This is a genomic window from Lentzea sp. NPDC051213 (assembly GCF_044455585.1).
In the GTDB taxonomy this organism is placed as follows: Bacteria; Actinomycetota; Actinomycetes; order Mycobacteriales; family Pseudonocardiaceae; genus Lentzea.
The window spans coordinates 415,853-436,647 of the sequence record NZ_JBITEX010000001.1; the positions used below are offsets into that span (position 1 = coordinate 415,853).

The 20,795-nt window shown below is 70.2% G+C and carries 19 protein-coding genes; 6 read left to right on the top strand and 13 right to left on the bottom strand.

Going from position 1 to position 20,795, the window contains the following annotated elements; all coding sequences use genetic code 11:
• Positions 1-47: 47 nt before the first annotated feature.
• From dmpG to ACIA8G_RS01985, 10 genes are all read right to left on the bottom strand, one after another.
• Entirely contained in the window at positions 48-1,064 is a 1,017-nt protein-coding gene (gene dmpG / locus ACIA8G_RS01940; protein ID WP_396416365.1) for a 4-hydroxy-2-oxovalerate aldolase, read from the bottom strand.
• Entirely contained in the window at positions 1,061-1,969 is a 909-nt protein-coding gene (locus tag ACIA8G_RS01945) for an acetaldehyde dehydrogenase (acetylating) (protein ID WP_396416366.1), read from the bottom strand. Before ACIA8G_RS01945 ends, dmpG begins: the two co-directional genes overlap by 4 nt.
• Positions 1,966-2,742, bottom strand: coding sequence for a 2-keto-4-pentenoate hydratase (locus ACIA8G_RS01950; protein ID WP_396416367.1), 777 nt, complete (start codon positions 2,740-2,742; stop codon positions 1,966-1,968). Before ACIA8G_RS01950 ends, ACIA8G_RS01945 begins: the two co-directional genes overlap by 4 nt.
• A 75-nt stretch (positions 2,743-2,817) precedes the next feature.
• The gene (locus tag ACIA8G_RS01955) at positions 2,818-3,393 is read right to left on the bottom strand and encodes a PadR family transcriptional regulator (RefSeq protein WP_396416368.1); all 576 of its coding nucleotides are present in this window, start codon (positions 3,391-3,393) and stop codon (positions 2,818-2,820) included.
• A gap of 24 nt (positions 3,394-3,417) precedes the next feature.
• On the bottom strand, positions 3,418-4,878 hold the full coding sequence (locus tag ACIA8G_RS01960; RefSeq protein WP_396416369.1) for an aldehyde dehydrogenase: 1,461 nt from the start codon (positions 4,876-4,878) through the stop codon (positions 3,418-3,420).
• Positions 4,875-5,072: a 4-oxalocrotonate tautomerase family protein gene (locus ACIA8G_RS01965; RefSeq protein WP_396416370.1), complete on the bottom strand. Its 198-nt coding sequence runs from the start codon at positions 5,070-5,072 to the stop codon at positions 4,875-4,877. The genes ACIA8G_RS01960 and ACIA8G_RS01965 overlap by 4 nt, the downstream gene beginning before the upstream one ends.
• A gap of 3 nt (positions 5,073-5,075) precedes the next feature.
• Positions 5,076-5,861 carry a 2-keto-4-pentenoate hydratase gene (locus ACIA8G_RS01970; protein WP_396416371.1) on the bottom strand — a complete coding sequence of 262 codons (786 nt, stop codon included), beginning with the start codon at positions 5,859-5,861 and terminating at the stop codon, positions 5,076-5,078.
• Positions 5,858-7,102: an MFS transporter gene (locus ACIA8G_RS01975; protein WP_396416372.1), complete on the bottom strand. Its 1,245-nt coding sequence runs from the start codon at positions 7,100-7,102 to the stop codon at positions 5,858-5,860. Before ACIA8G_RS01975 ends, ACIA8G_RS01970 begins: the two co-directional genes overlap by 4 nt.
• A 10-nt stretch (positions 7,103-7,112) precedes the next feature.
• Entirely contained in the window at positions 7,113-7,994 is an 882-nt protein-coding gene (locus ACIA8G_RS01980; RefSeq protein ID WP_396416373.1) for a VOC family protein, read from the bottom strand.
• Positions 7,991-8,662: a class II aldolase/adducin family protein gene (locus ACIA8G_RS01985; protein ID WP_396416374.1), complete on the bottom strand. Its 672-nt coding sequence runs from the start codon at positions 8,660-8,662 to the stop codon at positions 7,991-7,993. Before ACIA8G_RS01985 ends, ACIA8G_RS01980 begins: the two co-directional genes overlap by 4 nt.
• A gap of 80 nt (positions 8,663-8,742) precedes the next feature.
• Here ACIA8G_RS01985 and ACIA8G_RS01990 point away from each other — a divergent pair, with 80 nt between their 5' ends.
• Positions 8,743-9,615, top strand: coding sequence for a formylglycine-generating enzyme family protein (locus ACIA8G_RS01990; protein ID WP_396416375.1), 873 nt, complete (start codon positions 8,743-8,745; stop codon positions 9,613-9,615).
• A gap of 17 nt (positions 9,616-9,632) precedes the next feature.
• Entirely contained in the window at positions 9,633-10,124 is a 492-nt protein-coding gene (locus ACIA8G_RS01995; RefSeq protein WP_396416376.1) for a metallophosphoesterase family protein, read from the top strand.
• A gap of 3 nt (positions 10,125-10,127) precedes the next feature.
• Here the strand turns inward: ACIA8G_RS01995 and ACIA8G_RS02000 are convergent, their stop codons facing one another.
• Genes ACIA8G_RS02000 through ACIA8G_RS02010 form a run of 3 tightly spaced genes read right to left on the bottom strand, consistent with a single transcriptional unit; the run spans position 10,128 to position 17,072 of the window.
• The gene (locus tag ACIA8G_RS02000; protein ID WP_396416377.1) at positions 10,128-11,618 is read right to left on the bottom strand and encodes a glycoside hydrolase family 88 protein; all 1,491 of its coding nucleotides are present in this window, start codon (positions 11,616-11,618) and stop codon (positions 10,128-10,130) included.
• Positions 11,611-14,517: a discoidin domain-containing protein gene (locus ACIA8G_RS02005; protein ID WP_396416378.1), complete on the bottom strand. Its 2,907-nt coding sequence runs from the start codon at positions 14,515-14,517 to the stop codon at positions 11,611-11,613. The genes ACIA8G_RS02000 and ACIA8G_RS02005 overlap by 8 nt, the downstream gene beginning before the upstream one ends.
• The gene (locus ACIA8G_RS02010) at positions 14,511-17,072 is read right to left on the bottom strand and encodes a glycoside hydrolase family 97 catalytic domain-containing protein (RefSeq protein WP_396416379.1); all 2,562 of its coding nucleotides are present in this window, start codon (positions 17,070-17,072) and stop codon (positions 14,511-14,513) included. Before ACIA8G_RS02010 ends, ACIA8G_RS02005 begins: the two co-directional genes overlap by 7 nt.
• A gap of 119 nt (positions 17,073-17,191) precedes the next feature.
• Between ACIA8G_RS02010 and ACIA8G_RS02015 the strand changes: the two genes are divergently transcribed.
• The 4 genes from ACIA8G_RS02015 to ACIA8G_RS02030 all read left to right on the top strand — a co-directional run bounded on the left by ACIA8G_RS02015 (position 17,192) and on the right by ACIA8G_RS02030 (position 20,792).
• The gene (locus ACIA8G_RS02015; protein WP_396416380.1) at positions 17,192-17,476 is read left to right on the top strand and encodes a hypothetical protein; all 285 of its coding nucleotides are present in this window, start codon (positions 17,192-17,194) and stop codon (positions 17,474-17,476) included.
• On the top strand, positions 17,460-18,776 hold the full coding sequence (locus ACIA8G_RS02020) for an ATP-binding protein (protein ID WP_396416381.1): 1,317 nt from the start codon (positions 17,460-17,462) through the stop codon (positions 18,774-18,776). Before ACIA8G_RS02015 ends, ACIA8G_RS02020 begins: the two co-directional genes overlap by 17 nt.
• Positions 18,773-19,426 (top strand): response regulator transcription factor, encoded by a 654-nt coding sequence (locus ACIA8G_RS02025; RefSeq protein WP_396416382.1) that lies wholly within the window; start codon positions 18,773-18,775, stop codon positions 19,424-19,426. The genes ACIA8G_RS02020 and ACIA8G_RS02025 overlap by 4 nt, the downstream gene beginning before the upstream one ends.
• Before the next feature lie 61 nt (positions 19,427-19,487).
• Positions 19,488-20,792, top strand: coding sequence for an SLC13 family permease (locus tag ACIA8G_RS02030; protein ID WP_396416383.1), 1,305 nt, complete (start codon positions 19,488-19,490; stop codon positions 20,790-20,792).
• The last annotated feature ends 3 nt before the right edge of the window (positions 20,793-20,795 follow it).

The following is a 20,795-nucleotide window of genomic DNA, read 5'->3' on the forward strand; positions in this document are numbered from 1 at the left end:
CCAGTGCGTGGTTGTGGCCGCCAGAGCGACCACAACCACGCACGCCCTCACTTCACCAGATCCAGCGCGATGTCGGCGATCAGGTCCTCCTGCCCGCCGATCAACCGCCGCCGGCCGACCTCGACCAGGATCGAGCGCGTGTCCAGGCCGTGGTCCAGCGCGGCCTTCTCCGCGTGCCGCAGGAAGCTCGAGTACGTGCCCGCGTAGCCGAGGGTCAGCGTCTCGCGGTCGATGCGCACCGGCCGGTCCTGCAACGGGCGCACCACGTCGTCGGCCGCGTCCATCAACGCGAACAGGTCGCAGCCGTGCTCCCAGCCGGTGATGTCGGCTACCGCGACGAACGCCTCCAGCGGGCAGTTGCCCGCCCCGGCTCCTTGCCCGGCAAGGGAAGCGTCGACTCGAGTGGCGCCGTTCTCCACCGCCACGACGGAGTTGGCGACGCCGAGCCCCAGGTTGTGGTGCGCGTGCACGCCGATTTCGGTGTCCGCGGAAAGCACGTCCCGGTACGCCCGAACCCGCTCGCGCACGCCGTCCATCGTGAGCCGGCCACCGGAGTCGGTGACGTAGACGCATTGCGCGCCATAGGACTCCATCAGCGCGGCCTGCTTCGCGAGTTCGGCGGGCTCGGCGAGGTGGGACATCATCAGGAATCCCGACGTGTCCATGCCGAGCGAGCGCGCGGCTGCGATGTGTTGCGCCGCGACGTCCGCCTCGGTGCAGTGCGTGGCGACCCGCACCGAACGGATGCCCAACGCGTGAGCCTGCTTGAGATCGCGCACGGTTCCGATGCCGGGCAACAACAACGTGGTCGGCACTGCGCGTTCGACCACCTCCGTCACGGCCGAGATCCACTCCCAGTCGGTGTGGGCGCCGACGCCGTAGTTGACGCTGGAGCCGGACAGGCCGTCGCCGTGCGCGACCTCGATGGCGTGCACGCCCGCCTCGTCGAGCAGCCGCGCGATCGCCCGCACCTGGGCGACGGTGTAGCGGTGCCGGACGGCGTGCATGCCGTCCCTCAACGTCACGTCGGTGAGCCGGATCCCCGTTGTCCTGGTGACAGTCATGCCGGCACTCCTGTGGCGATGCGTTCCGCGGTCCGCAGTGCGGCCGAGGTCATGATGTCGAGGTTGCCCGCGTAGGCGGGCAGGTAGTGGGCGGCGCCTTCCACTTCCAGGAAGACCGAGACCAGCACCGAGCCCAGCCGGTGCATCGGGTCGTCCGGCCGCACGCGGGTGAACTGCACCTGCTGCTTGAGCCGGTAGCCGGGCACGTAGCGGCGGACGTCGGCGACCATGCGCTGCACGGATTCGGCCACTGCGGTGGTGTCGCAGTCGGACACCAGGCAGTACACCGTGTCCCGCATGATCATCGGCGGGTCCGCCGGGTTGAGCACGATGATCGCCTTGCCGCGAGCGGCCCCGCCGACCTGTTCCAGGGCACCGGCGGTGGTCTCGGTGAACTCGTCGATGTTGGCGCGCGTGCCGGGACCGGCCGAGCGGGACGCGATCGACGCCACGATCTCGGCGTAGTGCACCGGGGTGACCGAGGAGACCGCGGCGACGATCGGGACGGTGGCCTGGCCGCCGCACGTCACCATGTTGACGTTGCGCACGCCCGACGCCGCCTCCGGGTTCACCGCCGGCACGACGAACGGGCCGATGGCCGCCGGCGTGAGGTCGATCAACGTGTGGCCCAACGCGCCCAGCACCTGATCGTGCCGCTGGTGTGCGCCCGCGGACGTGGCGTCGAAAACGATCGAGACGTCCGCGAACTCGTCCAGCGCGACCAGGCCGTCGACGCCCTCGGCCGTGGTGGCGACCTTCAGCCGCCGTGCCCGCGCGAGGCCGTCCGAGTCCGGATCGATGCCGGCCATCGCGACGATCTCCAACTCCTGCGAGAGCCGCAGGATCTTGATCATCAGATCGGTGCCGATGTTGCCGGACCCGATCACCGCTGCCTTGGTCGTCACGGCTGCCCTCCCGAGGTGAAGTGCACGCCGACCCGGCCGATCCCGGAGATCGTGGCGTCGAACGCGTCGCCGGGCAGGACGTCCACGACCGGCCCGAGCGCGCCCGTCAGCACGATGTCGCCCGCCCGCAACGGATCGCCGAACGACGAGAGCGTGTTGGCGAGCCACGCGGCGGCGATCAGCGGGTCGCCCAGGCAGTTCGCGCCGGTGCCGGTCGAGACGACCTCACCGTTGCGGCTCATGGACATCTGCACCGACGGCAGGTCCAGGCCGCCCAGCGGTACCGGCGAGCCGAGCACGAACAGCCCGGCGGAGGCGTTGTCCGCCACCGTGTCCACGATGCCGATGTCCCAGTCCGCGACCCGGCTGTCGACGATCTCCAGCGACGGCAGCACGAACCGGACCGCGCGGCGCACGTCCTCCGGCCCGTACCCGCCCAGCGGCAGGTCCTCGGCCAGCACGAGCGCCACCTCGGCCTCGACCCGCGGCCGGATCAGCCGCGAGGTGTCGGCCGATCCGCCGTCGGGCACCTCGGTGTCGGCGAACAACGCGCCGAAGTCCGGCCGGTCCACGCCGAGTTGTTGCTGCACGGCGGGATTCGTCAGACCGATCTTGCGACCGGCCAGCCGGCGGCCCTGCGCCAGCCCCTCGGCGACGTTGTAGCGCTGCACCTCGTACGCCGCGTTGACGTCGCCGATGGGAAGCAGATAACGCACCGGCGGACAGGCGACGGTCGTGCGTGACGCCTCCGCCAACGCCGTGGCGGCCTTCACCACCGAAAGTGAATCAGTCGTTGAGAACACAGGTACCTCCAGCGAAAGTGAACCGACCGCGCTGGAGGAGGGCCGCTACGCGTCGTCGAGCAGCCGCAACCCCTCCTGCGCCCAGGCGATGCGCGTCCTGGCCACCGCCGCGTGCCCGGCGAACACATGTGCCTTCAGCCGGGCCATCCGGTCGTGCTCGGCGACCGGCCGCTTGCTCATCCGCTCCTTGAGCAGCTCGGTGTCCTTGGCGAGCAACCGCGCCTGGTGCGCCTCCGCGTGTTCCAGCGCTACTTCCAGCTCGCTGATGAACTCCTTCAGGACCCGCTTGGCCGACTCGGCCGGCACCAGGTCGAAGTACAGCGCCTGCACCTCGAGGGCGTCGCGGGACGGCGGCACCGGCAACGGGGTGCCGATCCACTCCCGCAGCTCGGCCATGCCCGCGTCGGTGATCGCGTAGACCGTGCGGGTCATCCGCGTGCCCCGCGTCTGCTCCTCGCCCGTGATGAGGCCGCCGTCCTCCATCTTCTTGAGCGCCGGGTAGATCTGGCTCTGCGGAGCGGACCAGACCCACCGCGTCGAGGCGCCGAAGAGCTGCGTGAGCTCGTACCCGCTCATCGGCCGCGCTTCGAGGACTCCCAGCAAGACGTGAGGAAGAGACATGTATCGATGTTAACGTTTTCGCGCTCATGCCGTGACAACTTCTGGGGCAACTTCTAGGGCGATTCGCATGGTGATGGTCCTCGCCTCGGTGAAGAACTCCCGGCTGAACGCGCCGCCCTCGCGGCCGATGCCCGAGTCGCCGAACCCGCCGAACGGTGCCCGCAGATCGCGCACGAAGAAGCAGTTCACCCAGACGTTGCCGCTGTTCAGGCTGCCCGCGACGCGGTGAGCGCGGTGGAGGTTCTCGGTGAAGAGCATCGCCGACAGGCCGTACGGGGTGTCGTTGGCGAGCTTGACCGCCTCGGCCTCGGTGGTGAACGGCGTGACCGTCACCACGGGGCCGAAGATCTCCTCGCGCAGCACGGGAGCGTGCGCCGGCGGGTCGATCACGATGGTGGGCCGCACGAACCAGCCGGGCGCACCCCCGCCGCCGAGCACCTTGGCGTTGCCGGTGGCCTCCGGGTCCAGGTAGCTCGTGACCTTGCGGTAGTGCTCCTGGCTCGCCAGCGGGCCGACCTTCGTGGCCGGGTCCTTCGGGTCACCGAGCCGCAAAGCCGCTGCGGCATCAGCGAACCGCGCCACGAACTCGTCGTACACACCCTGCTGCACGTACAACCGCGACCCCGCGAGGCACACCTGACCGGCGTTGCCGAACGCCGCCTCGATCGACCACGACACGGCGCTGTCCAGGTCGGCGTCGTCGAAGACCAGGTTGCAACCCTTGCCTCCCAGTTCGAAGCTCAGCGGCGTCAGGTTCGCCGCCGCAGCGCGGGCGATCGCCCGTCCAGTGCCGGATTCGCCGGTGAACGTGATGCGGTCGACGGCCGGGTTGACCGTGAGCGCCTCACCGGCAGAGCCGGGCCCGAAGCCGTGCACCACGTTCAGCACGCCGTCCGGAATGCCTGCCTCCAAAGCGAGTCTGGCGAGCAGGTAGGCCGAGTGCGGGGTGTCCTCTGCGGGCTTGAGCACCACCGTGTTGCCCCACGCCAGCGCGGGCGCGACCTTCCACGTCTCCAGCATCAGCGGGTAGTTCCACGGTGCGATCGCGCTGACCACACCGGCCGGCGCGTGCTGGACGTAGGTGTGGTGGCCGGTCGCCGAGGGCAGGTGCTGCGACTCGGCGAGCCGGGCGTGGTCGGCGAAGAACCGGAAGTTGAGCGCGGAGCGCGGCACGTCCTTGGTCTTCGCGGCGGTGACCGGCTTGCCCATGTCACGGGTGTCGGCCAGCGCCAGGTCCTCGTTGTGCTGGTCCATCAGGTCCGCGAGCTTGTGGATGAGCTTTCCGCGCTCGTCGAAGGACATCCGCGGCCACGGGCCCTCGTCGAACGCCTTGCGCGCGGCCCTGACGGCGTCGTCCGCCTCCTTCGCGCCGCCGAGCGCGACGGTCGCGTAGGCCTCCTGCGTGTACGGATCGATGTCGTCGAAGGTGGCGCCGTCGGCCGAGTCGATCTCGGCTCCGCCGATCACGTGTTTGATGCTCTTCATCGCTCCCACTCCCGTTCCGGCAAAGTCTTTCCGCCCGCGCTCCAGTGCTGTGGCGGCACTTCGGTCAGCAGCACCCGGACCTGCTCGTCCCGGACGCCGAAGCTGTCGCGGACCGCCTCGTGGACGGCCCGCAGGCCCTGGCGCAACGTCTCGGCGTCGCGGCCCTGAGCCACCTCGATGCGCACGATCGGCATGGCTCAGCTCCCCACCGTCAGGCGGCCGAGGCCGGCGAACTCGACGGACACGGGCGCTTCCGAGGTGAGCGGCACGGCGTCGGTGACGCCGCCGGTCAGCACGATCCAGCCCGCCTCGATCCGCTTTCCCCTGCGCGCCAGCGTGTTCGCGGCCAGCGCCAGTGCCTGGGCGGGATGTCCCTGCACGGCGGCACCGGTCGCGGTGTAGACGACGGAACCTCCGGACGACAGGACGCAGCCCTCCAGGGCGAGGTCGAGCTCGTCGGGGGAGCGGCCGACCGAACCGGTGACGAACGCGCCGGAAGAGGCGTTGTCCGCCACCACATCGGGCAGCGTGAAGCGGAAGTCGCGGTACCGGCTGTCGATGATCTCCAGCCCGGCGAACACCTTCTCCACCGCGCAGATCGCGGTCGCCGCCGTCACGCCGGGCCCGGCGAGCCTTTTGCCCATCACGAAAGCGATCTCGGGCTCGACGCGCGGGTGGATCAGCTTGTGCGTCGGCACCGGCACACCCATCGGCAGCACCATCGCGTCGGTCAGCCACGCCACCAGTGGGGAGTCGACGTTCATGCGTTGCTGCTTGGCTCGCGAGGTGAGGCCGAGCTTGACGCCGATCAACGTTTCACCGCGGGCCAGCCGCAGTCGCAGCGTCTCGTCCTGGACGGCGTAGGCGGTCTCCAGGTCGAGCTCGGGCCAGGTGTCGCTCAACGGGTCGCCGTCGACGCGGTCGTCCTCGCGTCGCAGCAACTCTTCGGCTGCGCGTTCTACCGTCCAGACAAGGGTTTTCACGACGTCGCTCCAGCGAGTGCACGGGTGCGGGGGAACGCGGCGACAGCGACCGCGCCGAGCACCGCGACCACGGCGAAGAGGTAGAAGTTCCAGATGGCGCCCAGGCTCGAGTCGATGATCACGCCGCCGACCGTCGGGCCGAGGATGGCGCCGAGCCGGCCGACACCGAGCGCCCAGCCGATGCCCGTCGCCCGCACACCGGCCGGATAGGACCTGGTCACGTGGGCGTTGATCAGGTGCATCGTGCCGATCGTGCCGTAGCCGGACAGGCCCACCAGGACGTAGATGAGCAGCTGGCCGGGGTTGGTGCTCAGGGCCGCGGCGCACACCGCGGCCAGCGCGAACGAGCCGAGGATGATCGGCTTCGCGCCGTGCCGGTCGGAGAGCCGGCCGCCGAGCAGCGCGCCGAAGACCGAGCCGAGGTTGAACACCAGCAGGAAGCTCAGCGCCGAACCCAGCGGGTAGCCCGAGGCGCGCATGATCTCCGGAAGCCAGGTGTTCAGGCCGTACACCAGCAGCAGGCCGCAGAACGACGCGACCCAGAACAGCAGGGTGCGGCGCAGGTACGGCCGCTGGACGAGGGTGCGCACGCCACTGCCGCTGTGCTCGGACGGTGCCGGAACCGGGACTCCGAGCCGGGCGGCGAGTGCTTTGGCCTCGTCGTGCCGGCCGCGCGAGACCAGGTACTCGAGCGACTCGGGCAGGTAGCGCAACGCCAGGGGGAGAACGAGGATCAGCGGCGCGGCACCGATCAGGTACATCACCCGCCAGCCCGCCGTGGGCAGCAGCGGGATCGCCAGCGTGGCGGCCAGGATGCCGCCGACCGCGTAGCCGGACTGCATTGCGGCGTAAGTGAAAGCGCGGTGCTTCTCGGCCGCGTACTCGATCGTCAGCGTCGCCGCGGTCGGCATCAGGCCGCCCAGGCCGATGCCCGCGAGGAACCGCAGCACGAGGAACATGTCGGGGGACGTGGCGGCGGCCGCCGCGGCCATCAGCACCGAGAACCAGGCGACGCTGAGCAGGAACGTCCTGCGGCGGCCCCACCTGTCGGTGAGCGTGCCGACCAGGAGCGCGCCGATGAGCATGCCGACCAGCGCCGCGCTGCCGATCGTGCCGGCCTCGGCGGCGGAGATGCCCCACTCGTCGCGCAATGCCTTGATCGTCGTGCCGTAGACCACCAGGTCGTAGCCGTCGAATGCGAGGGCGAGACCGCATAGAACGATGATGAGAATCCGGGACATGACGATTTCCTTACGCGGTGAGGGGGCGGCGGATCTGGGCCTGGGTCTGGGTGCGCTGGATCGGTCCGTGCCACATGTCGATGGCGTCGGGCTCGGTGGGGTCGAAGACCCTGGGCACCCAGTCGTCATCGAGGTTCCGGACGCCGTAGGAGTACTCGTAGGTGAGGCCCTCGGGTCCCTTGAAGTAGACGAAGATCGCGGTCGACTGCGGGTGCCTGCCCGGCCCCATCTCGATCTCCACGCCCTTCGCCTGCAGGAACCGCCAGTTGCGCATCACGTCGTCGAGCGAGTCGACCTGGAAGTTGATGTGGCACAGCCCCGGTTCGCTACCGCGGAACACCGCCAGTTTGTGGTGCACCGGGTCGAACCGCATCAGGCACGCCCAGTCGCCGATCCAGTCGGAGACCTTGACGTTGAACAGCGTCGACCAGAACTGGTAGGCCTCCCGCACGTCGGGAGCGTCGAAGCAGATGTGGCCGAACTCGGTGATGCCTGCCGGGCGTCCGAAGTGGACAGGACGGGCGAGCTGCACCTGGCCGTGCACCAGTTCGATGCGGTTGCCGAACGGGTCGTCGAACGCGATGAAGTCCTCGACGCGGCGCGACCTCGCCTGCTTCGGGGTGCCGCGGGCCACGGTGACGCCTGCCGCTTCGAGCTCCTTCCCGGCCGCTTCGAGCTCGTCGGGGCCCTTCAGGCTGAACGCGGAGGCGAGCACGCCCGCCTCACCGTCCTCAAAGGCCAGACAGTGGTGGCGGTGGTCCGCGCGGAGGTAGGTGACCCCGTCCTCCCGCGCGACCAGTTCCATGCCGACGACGTCGACGGCGAACGCTGTCGCCGCCTCGGCGTCCGCGGTGCCGGAACGCACGTACGCGATGTCGTGCAACGTGATCATGACTGTCCCTTCCGGTCGGCTCGCAGGTGTGCCCAGAGCCGGTTCAGGAGTTCGGTTTCGGCGGCGAGCCACGCCGCCTGTTCGTTCGTGGACAGCGCGCGCGGCCGCCCGGCGGCGGCGGCCTGCGCGTTGATCCGGGCGGAAGCCTCGAGAAGCCACATCCGTGCCACGGCCTGACCGACGTCGGCGCCGACGGTGACCGCGCCGTTGCCCCGCATGAGGAGCGCGGGCGCGGTGCCGAGCGCCTCGGCAAGCTGCTGTGCGCGGTCCTGATCCCGCACCAGGCGCGGGTCGTGGAACACCGGCACCTCGGGCCCGAGGAAGGCGCCCTGGCCGTGCAGCGGCCGGATCGGCACTCCGGCCGAGGCCAGCGCGGTGGCCGTCTCGGGCTGCGCCCGGCAGATGGCCCGCACGTCCGGCCTCGCGCGGTAGATGGCGAGGTGGATCCACGCCTCTTTCGGTGTGCCCTCCGGCAGGTCGCGGGCCGTGCGGTCGAGCGTGACGGCGCGGTCGGTGAGCGTGAGGGACCCCAGCGGGCGCGGCGGCGTGATCAGCAGCCTGTCGTCGCCGACGAGCGCCGACACGTGCCCGAAAGCCGTGACCAGCCCGGCGTGGGCGGTGGTCAGCGCCGCGTCCAGCAGGTCGGCCTCAACCTCTCGTGACTTCATGGCTCCGGACCGTACATGTATCGAGATACCTATCGCTAGACTCTTCCGATATTTCTATCGATACAGATATGGTTCGACCTATGAACTCACGACTGGTCGTGCTCGCGGCCCTCTTCGCCGCCGGCTGCTCCGCTGCTGTTCCCACTGGTCCGGTGCCTACGGACCCGTTGCCGACGACGCTGCCGTCCACGCCGATCCCGACCCCCGTGGTGGACGGGATGGTGCTGATCCCGGCCAACTCCGGGGTGAAGGCCTTCCGCCTGGACGCCTATCCGGTGACGACCCAGCAGTTCGTCGACTGGGCGAACCGGTCGGTGGACGGCCTGGTCAACGCGCGCGGCGGCGACCCGCGGCGGTGGGACGGCCCGATCCACCCGATCGAACGCGACGCGGTGCGGGACGCGACCGGTCGCGAGATCTTCACGACCGACGACAGCGACGACGACTCGCGGATCCTGCGGCGGGACGGCCGGTTCGCGGTCGAGCAGGGATTCGCCGACCACCCGGTGACCGAGGTCTGGTGGTGGGGTGCCGTGCAGTACTGCGACGCACGCGGGGCCAGGCTGCTGACCGAGGCCGAGTGGGAGGCCGCGGTGCGCGGCACCGAGGGGCGGCCGTGGCCGTGGGGGAGTGCGCCGCTGGACAGGACGCGGGCGCAGTACGGGGAGTCCTACGGCGAGACCAGCCCGGTGACCGCGCATCCCGCCGGTGCCTCACCGGAGGGTGTGTACGACCTGATCGGAAACCTCTACACCTGGACCAGTTCGCTCGACCGGCCCTACCCGTACGTGGCGGACGACGGGCGTGAGGACCGGTCGTCGCTGCAGGCGCGGATCACCCGAGGCGGGGCGCACGACGAGTCTTCCTTGAGCGTCATCGATCGGGACGGGTACTCGCGCGACCCGTTCGCCGGGCACCACCACATCGGCTTCCGCTGCGCCGCCGGTGTGTGACGGTACGGTCGGCAGGCGTGAGAGTCGTTGTCCTGTCAGACACGCACGCGCCGCGGTTCTGGAAGCGGTGCCCGCCCGCCGTGGCCGAACACCTGCGGTCCGCCGACCTGATCCTGCACGGAGGCGACGTGTGCGTTGCCCCCGTGCTGGACGAACTGGCGCAGTACGCGCCCGTCGTCGCCGTGTGCGGCAACAACGACGGGCCTGATGTGGTGGCCTGGGGCGCACCCGAGACCGTCGAGTTCGACATCGAGGGGCTGCCGGTCGCGATGATCCACGACAGCGGCCAGAAGACCGGCCGCTGGGCGAGGATGCGCCGCCGGTTCCCGGCGGCGCGGCTCGTCGTGTTCGGGCACTCGCACATCCCGTGGGACGAGCAGGAGAACGGGTTGCGGGTGTTCAACCCCGGCTCGCCTACCGACCGGCGCCGTCAGCCGCACGGCACCCTCGGGCTGCTCGACGTCGAGGACGGTGTGCTCCTCGACGCCCGGATCGTGCCGGTGAGCTAGCTGTTAGCGCAGCTCCTCGTTCATGATCAGGAACGCACCGAGGCCGTGGAAGTCGTTCACCGCACGGGCCCGGCGCAGGTAGTAGCCCTCGTCACCCACGCTCGTGCCGACGCTGATGTCCGCGACCGCGGTCCGGCCGTCCGACCCGATCGAGGCCTTGGCCAGCACACCCCGGTACCCGCTGCGGGCGACCGGGAGGTACGACGGGCCCAGCACGCCCTGCTTCACCGCCCGCGAGATCGTGTAGGCGTACATGCTCGAACACGACGTCTCCAGCCAGTTGCCCGCGACCGCCGGTTTGGCCGGCAGCTGGAACCACAGGCCGGTCGCCGGGTCCTGGAACCGCCGGTAGCCGTCGGCGAGGTGCCGCACGATCTCCACCAGCGCCGCGCGGTCCGGGTGCGTCCGCGGCACGAAGCGCAGCACGTCCACGGTGGCCATGCCGAACCAGCCGACCGCGCGGCACCACACCTCGGGCGACTGCCCGCTGACCGGATCCGCCCAGCTCTGCCGCCGCTGCTCGTCGTAAGCGTGGCGCAGCAGGCCTTCCGGGTTCTTGAGGTGCTGGTAGTAGGTGGTGAGCTGCTGCACCGCGGTCGCGATGTCACCGGCCCGCGCGAGGAACGGCTGCACCATGAACACCCCGTCCGCCCACAACTGGCCGGTGAACGCGACGTTGTGGATCAGGCCGCCGTCGGTCGTGCGCGGATAGGTGGTGATCCGGTCCCGGATGAGCTGGGCGGCCAGTCGGTAGCGCTCCTCGCCGGTGGCCTGGGCGAGATCGAGGAACAGGTTGCCCGCCAGCATGCTGTCGAGGTCGTGGTAGGGGTTGCCGGTGCTGCCGTCGGCCCTGACCCGCGCGTCACCCCACTCCTTGAGATAGGCGAGATAACGCGGGTTGTGCGTGCGTTGGTAGACGAGATAGACGCTGTGCAGGAACAACGTGTCGGTGTAGCTCAGGCCGAGCGAGGTCGCGGTGCGGACGGCCATCGTGGAGTCCACCACGGCGGTCGACCAGTCGCGCGGGCGCGGTGCGACGACGTCGTTCGCGATCGTCAGCGAGTCGAGGTTCGGGCCGCCGGCGGCGGTCGTGGCGGTGGCGCGGATCGTGTGGGTGCCTTGCGACAGCTCGAGAGTGAGCGTCTTGGCGGTCCACGCCGTCCACGTTTCGGTGCTGGGGAACGACACGGTGGTGGACGTGCCGTCGACGCTGATCTCCAGCGGCCGGTCGGCCGTCGTGCCGTTGGCATAGCGGAACACCAGATCGTGCTGGCCGGCGCGCGAGGTGTAGGTGGTGAACTCGACCGAGCTGCCGATGACGTTGTCGTAGTTGACGAAACCCGTTCCGGTGTAGCCGTCGTGCTGGGACTCGACGACGCCCTGTGTCCGGGCGGCGTGCTCGGCCTCGTACACCGTGGTCGCGGCGTTCGCGGCAGGGGTGGCGAGCGTGGTGATCGCGAGCGCGACCAGCCACACGGCCTTCTTGTCAGCCAACAGGTTCTCCTTCGGACACCGAGATGCTCGTGAGCGAGGCGTGTCCCGGCCGCCAACCGGTGGACACGGCCACGTACCGCGCGGTCGCCGCCGTTCCGTACGTCCGGCCGTCCAGGCTGTACGTGACGGTGTGCGGCGGCACCGGTCCAACTGTCCACTTCAGACTTGCCTGGCCGATGCGGTGTGCGGCACCGAGATCGACGACCATGCGACCGTTCGAGCCCGGTCGCCACGCGGTGTGCTGATCGCCGTCGACGGCGGCGCCCGGATCGGTCATGCCGGCCGGCAGGACGGAGTTCGGGAACGTGACGCGGCCCAGCGCGAGGTCGTTGAACGGGAAGGCCTTGGCCAGGGGCATGGTCACCGTCTGCTCGGCCCGGCCGAGCAGGATCGGCAGCATGCCGCCGTCGGCGTGGGTCAGCGTGAACATGGCGGGGCCGCCGCGGAACGTGACCCGCTGCGCGTCGTGCACGACGGCCGTGATGCCCGCTGGGATGCCGCGGGCGGTGAACCACGGTGCCTCGACCCGTGCCGTGGCGGCGGGCAGGCTCAGCGCGTACTCGGTGCCGTTCGCCGTGGTGACCTGCGTGCCCCGGTACAGCCGGGTGCCGCGCAGGCGGACGGTTCCGGTCACGGCGGCGTTCGACAGGTTGAAGAGGCTGAGGTAGCCGTCCGCGGTGCTGGCGCGCACCGACGGCGGGCACTCCGGCGCCGGTTCCGCCGCGATCGCCCGCAGATCCGCCCGCACGTAGCCCTCGACGACTCCGGCCGGCAGGGTGATCGTGTCGCCCTGCACGATGATCGGCTCGGCTGTCCGCGCGACGAACCCGGCCCGTCCGTCCACGTCGAGCCATCCCGGCGTGCTGAGGTCCGCCTTCGGGTACTCGGCCGCCGTCCTCCACGCCGCGCCGTCCGCCGACGTCTCGATCCGATAGGCGCCTGCCGCCGCGGTCTCCCAGCGCAGTCGCACCCGGCGCACCGTCGTGGCGGCACCGAGATCGACGGCGAGCCAGCTGTCGACCCGGCCGCGTTCCGCGCGTGCGACGGCCCAGCGCGTGGCCGGATCGCCGTCCGTCGCCTTGCCGGGTTCCATGCCGGGGTCGAACGACGACGCCGTGGTCGGCTTGCCTCGGGCGAGGTCGCCTTCCACGTCGAAGTCGAACAACGAGTAGCCGAAACTGGGATGTGGCCGCACGCCGACCACGCGGACGTGGCGCGCGGTCGTGGCCGGGAAGGTCAGCTCGTCGACCCGGAACGCCTCACGCGCCGGGACCGTGGCCTTCCCCGCGGCACCTGTGTACGTGCGGGAACCGGTGAGGCCGGGCATCCCCGGCATGGCGAGGTTGTGCACGTCGACCCGGCCGGGCCGGGGGAGTGCGCACACGATCGTGCCGGTGGGCAGCGTGGCCGTGCCCGCGAAGCCGACCGCGAACGCGAGCAGGCTCGCCGTGCCGTCGAAACCGTCGCGAACCCTGCGGTACGCCACGGTGTTGCGCTTCGTCACGGCTGCGGACGGCAGCAACATCGGGGTAGCGCCGCTGATCTTGAACAGCCAGTCGTCGTGCGCGGGCTGCCACGCGAACTTGGTGAACCCCGGCTTCGTCACCGTGCCCGCCCACGCGGCCGCGGACTGGTGGGTGAGCAGCCCCGGTTCGCCGCCGTGGTCGATGGTGATCGCGGCTCGGGTGAAGAACTCCCGTTCCGTCACGGGGTTCGGTGCCGGGCGCAGCTCGTGCAGCAGGTAGCTGATCGCGAGTTCCGCCCGTGCCTCCGGCTCGTACTTGGCCTCACCGGAGAACTTCGCGAGGCGGTGCACCGGTGGATACGCCTGGTAGGCGAGCAGCCGGGACGCGAGCGCCGCCTCCGCGCGGGCGGCCATCGGGTCCTGCAGCACCGTGGCGCGGAACGCGAGCGGGATGATGTCACGGCCGTACAGGTGCTCCCGGTCGTTGACCATCGGCATCAACGGCTCGCCGGCGTCGCTCATCGTGGCGAGGATGGTGCGCCACAACAGCTCCCCGTTGGGCTGCTTGGTCAGCACTTCGGGCAGTGGCCGCCCGGCGAGCAGGAAGTGCACGGCGTTGCGGCCGGAGGTGCGCCACAGCTCCTCCTGGTAGTGCGGGCCGAACGAGCCGTGGTTCTCCACGATGAACGTGTCGTAGAGGTTCGTCGCGGTGTTGGCCGAGATCGGCACTCCGTCCACTGTGGACGGATTGGCGAGGTCGGCGGCGGGCAGCCCGGCCTCGTTGCGGCTCCACCGGCCGAACGCCTCCCGCCAGCCTGGTCCGTCGCCGTGCCAGGCCAGGCCCGGCGCGAGTGCCTGGGCGTAGACGCCCATCTCCTCCAGCTTGGTGTCGCCCTTGTACCCGCCGGTCAGGCCGTTGGGCGTCCAGCCGCCCGAGCGCGGGTCGTTGGCGGTGCCGAGCGATGTCGTGTACTCGGCTTGGCCGCGTGCGATCGCCTCGACGTTCGACCGGGTCTGCGGGTCCAGCTGCGGCCAGAGCAGGCGGGCGGCCAGCACGAAGTACGACTGGAACGTGGTGTCCCAGAACAGGGTCTTGCCCCACTCGGTGCCGCCCGCGAGCACGTTGCTCGCGGCGAAGTACCGGATCGTGGCGAGCGTGTGCTGGCGCAGCACGTCTTTCTCCACGCCCGCCAGCGTCGCGTCGTAGGTGCCTCTCGTGAGCAGCAGGGCGTTGCCGAGCACGACCCCGAACCCGAAGTCGGTCTGCCGGTACCGGCCCGCCACCGCGTCGTACTGCGTCTCGGCCCACTTCGTGTGCCTGAGCAGCACCTCGTAGTAGGTGTTCTTCACGCTGGTCCCTTGCGCGAGCGAGACGCCAGGCGTGACGGCGAGCAATCCGGTGGCGTACAAGAACTGTCGGCGATTGATCAGCATGCCAGCACCGTTTCCGCCCAGTCGGCGTGGTCGAAGTTGCGGCCGTCGCCGCCGTCGGTGACGCGCAGGCTCAGCATCCGGACGTTCGTCACGTCGACGTCGATCGGGACCGCCGCGCCTTTGCCGCGCAGGACTCCGCTGTCGTACAAGGGTTTGTCGTCGCCGAACACCTGGAACGCGACCGAGCCCGGCTGCCCCGTCTCGTCGTCGAGGCCGATCTTCGCGGTGAACCTCTCGCAGCCGCGGCCGAGGTACACGTCGATCGCGGACGGTGCGTGCACCCCGATGCCCTTGGCGTAGGTGGTGCCGCCGATGGAGAGTGGCCGGCCATCACCGCCCGAGCTCTCGCCGTTGGACCGATCGCGCTCGACCGGCCCCCAGCCGTTGGTCTCGCTCATGAACGGCAGTTCGCTCACCTGCGCGCCGCTCGCGGGCACCGGTGGTGGCACGAAGGCCTTGACCGCCTGCTCGACGTGCACGTCGCCGAACGTCGCGACGATCGGCACGTCCACCGTGCCGATCGGGCTCTGCGGGCCCACCCCGACCTGCCAGCGGCCGCTGATCGACTCGCCCGGTGCCAGCCGCTGGCGCCGCACGGTGTCGCCGGACACCGACCAGCCCTGGGGCGCGACTGGCTGCAGCACGACCTTGCGGATCTCCTGCCCGGAGGTGTTGGTGAACGTGCCGGTGACCTCGAAGGCCGACCCCGGTGGCGTGTCGACCACTGCCGCCGGCGTGACGGCGAGCGTCGTCGGCGGCACCTGGCGGATCGTCTGGTCGCACGTCTGCAGGCCCGGCCGGTTGCGGCAGATGACCGCCGCGAAGCCGCCGTTGCGCCGCACCGGGACGTCGAGCGTGTCGGTGCCCCGCACGACCCGCTGATCCCGGACCACGTCGCCGCGGCCGTTCTCCGGGTCGCGGACGGTCTCGACCAGCCAGCTGCCCCCGCCGAGGAACCCGAGCGGTGCCTTGAGAGTGCGTTCCTGGGTGGCGATACCGCCGACGAACCACCTGCCGCCGTTGCGGCGGGCGACCACGGCGTGCGTGTCGGGATCGCCGTCCAGCAGCCGGGTCTCCTCCCAGACCGTCGGCACCTGGTCGAGGTAGCGCAACGCCTGCGGATGCCGTTCGTAGGCCTCGGGTTTGTCCGCGAAGTGCGTCCAGCCCGACTCGTACACGACCGGCAGCGCGGTCTCGTGCGCGATCGAGGCTTCCTTCGTGCCGACCTCGAGCGACACCGGCGTGTAGTCCATCGAGCCCGTGACGTTGCGGGTGAAGAACTGCACGGGGTTGTTGCCGGCGGGCGGCATGTTCTCCGCGCCGCGCACGGCCTCCATGCTGAGCACGTGCGGCCAGGTGCGGGCGAGGCCGTGCGGGATGGTGGAGCCGTGGAAGTTGACCATCAGCTGCAGGTCGGCCGTCTTCCGCAGAACCGCGTCGTACCAGCGGTAACGGGCCTGTGAGTCGGACTCCATGAAGTCGAGCTTCACGCCCTTCGCGCCCCATTGTTTGATCTTGGGCAGCACGCTGTCGCGTTCCTGCGGCGTGTCGAGGTCGCTCCAGCGCAGCCAGAGCAGGATCTCGACGCCCTTCGCGCGGGCGTAGCGGATCAGCTCCGGCACCCACGCGGCGCTCCAGCCCTCGTCGACGAGGGTGTACTCCCAGCCGTTGCGGGCGGCGAAGTCGACGTACTGCTTCTGCCTCTCGAAGTTGCCCGGGCTCGAGTGCTCGCTCAGCCACGACCAGGCGACCTTGCCCGGCTTGATCCACGTCCGGTCCGCCACCAGCGACGGCGTGGCCAGGTCGTCGACCAGCGTGGACGCGCTGACGGTAGCCAGGTCGCCGACGATGGCCGTGCGCCACGGCGTGGTTCCGGTCGACTCCACCTGCGGGTCCGCCAGGACCGTTTCGAACCTGTTGCCGTTCTTGCGCAGCTTGCTGCCCGCGTACCGGCCGTCCACATCGGACTCGGTGAGCAGGGCGTAGTCCGATCCCGTCCGGAACAGCGACGGGTGGCCGAAGTCGCCGGTGGCCTCACCCGCGGTCGTGCGCACGCGGTTGGCCTCGTACCAGGCGTTGTACGGCAGGAGCCAGGCCGCCGCGTCCGCGGGGACGACGTAGCTCGACGCCTCCGAGGTGACCGTGGCGGGCTCCGGCAGCACGTAGCGGTAGGCGACGCCGTCCGGCGCGGCGCGCACGACCAGCTGGAAGCTGCCGCTCGCGCCGCGGAAGCCGAGCCTGGTCTCGATCATCCCGGTCGCGCGCTGCAGTCGCTTGCCGTGCTCCATGGCGTAGTGCTCGATGACAACGCGGTCACGGCGGCCGGTGAACGTCAGGCCCTGCGTCAGATCGGCGGTGGTCGTGGTGATGCCGACGGGTGCGGGCTGAAGGACCGTTCGGCCCTGCCGCAGGACGGCGAGAGTGAGTTTTCCGCTGGTCAACGCGACTTTGGCGGTGACCTGACCTGGGCCGGGGACGGTCCAGGCGGAGGGGGAGGCAGTCGCGGGCACGGCAGGCAACAGCAGGGCGAGCACGAGCACAAGCAGTCGTGACATCGTTGTCAGCTCCCGGGTGTGAGACCGCTCCCATCGTGTGAGTCCGTACGTTCCCGGTCAAGGGGTTGATACTTATCAGTCGATTTGCGGACAGATGAAGAGATCTTCATCTTGGTCTCATGCGGCACGCGGATTCGACCGGCAGGCTCAACCGCATGCTGCCGTCCGCCCGCACCGGCACGGTCCTCGTGGCCGTGCTCAGCGTGGCGTGCGCGATCGCGGCCGTGCTGCTCGTGCTCACCGTGGTGCGGCCGGTTCCGCCGGCCGTGCAGACCCCCGAGGTCCAGATAGGACGCTCGGTCGCACCCGCCCCGACCTCTTCGGTACCGGTTCCGGCCACTTCGGTGCCGAGCTCCGTGCTGCCGCCGCCACCGCCGGTCGAAGACGATGACGAGGACGACTGACGTGCCCGCACGCGTGAAGATCATGTGCTGGCTCCTCGGCCTGATGACGCTCGTCCTCGCGACCGTCGTGGTCGTGGTGTGGCGGTTCCTGCTCGTCGACGTGGCCGACCGCGTCAACCGCGCGCTGGAGCAGGAGACCGGCGAGTTCAGCACCTACGCCGAGAACCACGCCGGCGACGCGCGGTCGGTCGCCGAGGCCCACATGCGCCTGCAGTACCCGGACGAGTACGAGGTCCACCTCGCCGTGCCGGCCACCGGACCCGTGCTGGTGCAGCGGTCCCAGGTGACCTACGCGCTGGAGGACGATCGCGCGGTTCTCGCCGCGATCACCGCGTCGCCCACGTCGTGGGGCGTCACCGCGACGCCCGCCGGCCCGTTCCACTGGGCGAAGGTGCACGCGGTGGGCGGCTCCGACATGTGGTTCGTGACGGGCTACTTCGAAGACGGCGTGCTGGCTCCGGTCCACGCCACCGTGCGAGTGCTGGTCCTGGTGTCGCTGGCAGGCCTGCTCATCGCCGCCCTGATCGCCTGGTTCGTGGCGGGCGTGATCCTCGCGCCGGTGCGCATGGTCCGCCAGGCCGCCGCCGAGATCACCGAGGACGACCTGACCCGCCGCATCCCGGTCTCCGGCAACGACGACGTCGCCGCGCTGGCCCGCCAGTTCAACTCGATGCTCGACCGCCTGGACCGCTCCTTCCGCCTGCAGCGCCAGTTCCTCGACGACGCCTCCCACGAGCTGCGCACCCCGATCACGATCGTCCGCGGCCACCTGGAACTGCTGGGCGACGACCCGGCCGAACGCGCCTCCGTGGTGCGCCTGTGCACCGACGAACTCGACCGCATGGCCCGCCTGGTGGAGGACCTGCTGCTGATGGTCAAGGCCGAGCGCCCGGACTTCCTGCGTCCCGTAGCGGTGTCGCTGCCCGAGCTCACCAGCGACATCGACGCGAAGCTGCGCGCGCTGGGCGACCGCCGCTGGGTGCTGGAGTCCATCGCGGAGGGCGAGGCCGTGCTGGACCCGCAACGCGTGACGCAGGCGTTGGTCCAGCTGGCGTCGAACGCGGTCAAGCACACCACGGCCGGTGCCACGATCCGCTTCGGATCCTCAGTGGACAGTACGGTTTCCTTCTGGATAGCGGACTCGGGGCCGGGAGTGCGCGACGAGTCACTGCTCTTCTCCCGCTCGACGGGCCTGGGCCTGCCCATCGTCAAAGCCATCGCTCTCGCCCACGGAGGCACGGTGCACGTCCGTTCGGTACCAGGCGAGGGAGCCACGTTCACGCTGGAGGTGCCGCGATGACCGGCCGGATCCTGATCGTCGAGGACGAGGAACGCATCGCCTCCTTCGTCGAAAAAGGCCTGCGCGCCAACGGCTTCACCACGTCGGTCGTGTCGTCGGGCGCGGACGCGCTGTCGTGGGCAGCGTCGTTCGACCTGATAGTGCTGGACCTGGGCCTGCCCGACGTGGACGGCTTCGCGGTGCTGAGCACCCTGCGCTCCCAGGGCGTCGCGACCCCCGTGATCATCCTGACCGCCCGCGACTCCGTGCACGACACCGTGACCGGCCTGTCCGGCGGCGCCGACGACTACATGACCAAACCGTTCCGCTTCGAGGAACTCCTGGCCCGAGTCCGCCTCCGCCTGCGCCCGCCCGGCGTGCCCGAGGCCACCGTGCTGACGTCCGGCTCGCTGTCGCTGGACCTGCGCACCCGCCAGGCACTGCTGCCCTCCGGCCCGGTGGACCTGACCGCCCGCGAGTTCGCGCTGCTGGAGCTCTTCCTGCGGCATCCGGGCCAGGTGCTGGTGCGCGAACAGGTCCTGTCGCACGTCTGGGGCTACGACTTCGACCCCGGGTCCAATGTGGTCGATGTCTACGTTCGCTCGCTGCGGCGCAAAGTCGGTGTGTCCCGCATCGAGACCGTGCGGGGTATGGGCTACCGCCTGGCCTAGATGAAGGCTCCTTCATCGGAGCCTCACTTGAGGATCAGCCTGGGGCCACAGGATTGTCGGTGTGATCCTGACGCTGGTGGTCTTCGGCATAGCGGTGGTGTTGTGGGTGTGCACGCCGCTCGACGACACGTTCGTGGCCTTGGCCGCGGTCGTGGCGTTGCTGCTGTTCGGGGTGCTTCCGGCTTCTTCTCTGGCGTTGCTCGGCGGTTCTACGACGTGGCTGCTCATCGCGGCTTTTGTGCTGGCCTGCGGGGTGACGGCTTCTGGGCTGCCAGCGCGGCTGGCTTCGGGGTTGGTGTCGCGGGCTCGCAGTGTGCGTGGGCTCATGCACGCTTCTGCTTTTGCCTTGCTGATCACGGCGTTCTTCGTGCCTTCGACTTCGGGTCGGGCTGCGCTGGCTTTGCCGATTTTTGTTGCTCTGCGGGGGCATTTGCAGCCCCGAGTCGCTCGTGCGCTCGGGGTGTTGTTTCCGTCGGTGATCCTGCTGACTGCGGTTGCCACGTTGGTGGGGGCTGGTGCGCACCTGATCACCAACTCGCTGCTGGTCGGCGCTACTGGGCAGGGGATCGGGTTTGGGCAGTGGTTGCTGCTCGGGTTGCCGCTGGCGGTGGTTAGTGCGCACGTGACTGCGGAGGTGGTGCTGTGGTTGTTCACGACGCGAGGGGATCGGTCGGCGCCTCTGGCGGCTCTGGATGACCGCACGCTGCCGCTGGAAAGGGTGGCTGGTCGCACGATCGTCCGAGCACCGAAGGCCCTCGCCGCCCTGACCAGGCCCGAGCGCACCGCCCTGGCTATCGTCCTAACCGTCTCCACGGCGTGGCTGACCGAACCCTGGCACCACCTCCCACCCGAGGTAGTCGCCCTGACCGGCGCCATCGCCATCACCGCCCCACGCCTGGGCACGACCACCCTGAACCAGGCGTTCAAAGAGATCCCGTGGTCCCTCCTCCTCTTCATGGCCGCGACCACCATGCTCGGCACCGCCCTGGTCGACTCCGGTGCCGCCACTCTGCTCGCCGGCCTCATCAGCCCTGCCCACCTGCTGCCGACCGTCATCGCCGTGAGCCTGTGCGCCCACCTCGTGATCCAGTCCCGCTCCGCCCGCTCGTCGGTCCTGATCCCGATCGTCATCCCCCTCGCGCTCGCCGCCGGGATGAACCCGGCCGCACTCGCCTTCGCCTCCACCGCGGCCGCCGGCTTCTGCCACACGTTCACGTCGTCCGCGAAACCGGTCGCGCTGTTCGCCGACGCCTACCGCCCCAAGGACCTGCTCCGGCTGTCCGCCGTCCTGGCACCGGTCACCGGCCTGCTCGTGCTCGGCTGCGCCGCCCTGCTCTGGCCGCACCTCGGCCTCCCACTGAAATGAGGA

Excerpts from the sequence above, each read along its gene's own strand:
- dmpG (WP_396416365.1), bottom strand. The coding sequence starts at position 1,064 with ATGACTGTCACCAGGACAACGGGGATCCGGCTCACCGACGTGACGTTG.
- ACIA8G_RS01955 (WP_396416368.1), bottom strand. The coding sequence starts at position 3,393 with ATGTCTCTTCCTCACGTCTTGCTGGGAGTCCTCGAAGCGCGGCCGATG.
- ACIA8G_RS01960 (WP_396416369.1), bottom strand. The coding sequence starts at position 4,878 with ATGAAGAGCATCAAACACGTGATCGGCGGAGCCGAGATCGACTCGGCC.
- ACIA8G_RS01965 (WP_396416370.1), bottom strand. The coding sequence starts at position 5,072 with ATGCCGATCGTGCGCATCGAGGTGGCTCAGGGCCGCGACGCCGAGACG.
- ACIA8G_RS01975 (WP_396416372.1), bottom strand. The coding sequence starts at position 7,102 with ATGTCCCGGATTCTCATCATCGTTCTATGCGGTCTCGCCCTCGCATTC.
- ACIA8G_RS01980 (WP_396416373.1), bottom strand. The coding sequence starts at position 7,994 with ATGATCACGTTGCACGACATCGCGTACGTGCGTTCCGGCACCGCGGAC.
- ACIA8G_RS01985 (WP_396416374.1), bottom strand. The coding sequence starts at position 8,662 with ATGAAGTCACGAGAGGTTGAGGCCGACCTGCTGGACGCGGCGCTGACC.
- ACIA8G_RS01990 (WP_396416375.1), top strand. The coding sequence starts at position 8,743 with ATGAACTCACGACTGGTCGTGCTCGCGGCCCTCTTCGCCGCCGGCTGC.
- ACIA8G_RS02005 (WP_396416378.1), bottom strand. The coding sequence starts at position 14,517 with ATGCTGATCAATCGCCGACAGTTCTTGTACGCCACCGGATTGCTCGCC.
- ACIA8G_RS02010 (WP_396416379.1), bottom strand. The coding sequence starts at position 17,072 with ATGTCACGACTGCTTGTGCTCGTGCTCGCCCTGCTGTTGCCTGCCGTG.
- ACIA8G_RS02015 (WP_396416380.1), top strand. The coding sequence starts at position 17,192 with ATGCGGCACGCGGATTCGACCGGCAGGCTCAACCGCATGCTGCCGTCC.
- ACIA8G_RS02020 (WP_396416381.1), top strand. The coding sequence starts at position 17,460 with ATGACGAGGACGACTGACGTGCCCGCACGCGTGAAGATCATGTGCTGG.
- ACIA8G_RS02025 (WP_396416382.1), top strand. The coding sequence starts at position 18,773 with ATGACCGGCCGGATCCTGATCGTCGAGGACGAGGAACGCATCGCCTCC.